At 68.0% G+C, this 535-nt stretch carries 1 protein-coding gene; it reads right to left on the reverse strand.

Translation table 11 applies throughout. From position 1 onward, the window contains the following. Positions 1 to 535, reverse strand: a 535-nt coding sequence (locus ABD323_RS45025) for a helix-turn-helix domain-containing protein (RefSeq protein WP_425556373.1), incomplete at both ends; no start/stop codon positions are given.

Raw genomic sequence — 535 nt, forward strand, 5'->3', positions numbered from 1 at the left:
GCTCGGGTGAACGACGCGGCGTGCGACGGGCCCGGCCCGAGCGCAGCGCCTCGGCGACCTCCCGTTTCAGCCCTCCCCGGGCCTGGACGTAGATCGCTTGATAGATCGTTTCCGTGCTCACCTGCATGCCCTCGTCATCGGCGTAATCACGCGACAGGACGCCGCTGATCTGCTCCGGAGACCATTGTTGCGCCAGCCGGTCCGCGACGTAATCGCGTAACCGTCCCGGCTGGGCAAGCTTCGCCGACTTCGGCCGCGTCCGCTTCACGGCCGCGTCACGATGCGCACCATGGGGCAGGTAGAGCCCGCCGGTCGAGCGCGCCTCGACCTCACGCGTGATCGTCGAGGGCGATCGCCCCACCTGCCGGCCGATCGCGCGCAACGACCATCCCAGCCGCCTCAGATCAGCGATCGTCTCCCGCTCCTGCAATGACAACAACCGAGAACCGACCTGATCGGCAACGACGGGCGAGGGACACGTCATGGACCCCATCGTCGTCGCCTCGGTGATGTAGACCACGAGCGTCCCGTCGGG

It is taken from the genome of Kitasatospora nipponensis (assembly GCF_039528135.1).
Classification (GTDB): domain Bacteria; phylum Actinomycetota; class Actinomycetes; order Streptomycetales; family Streptomycetaceae; genus Kitasatospora; species Kitasatospora nipponensis.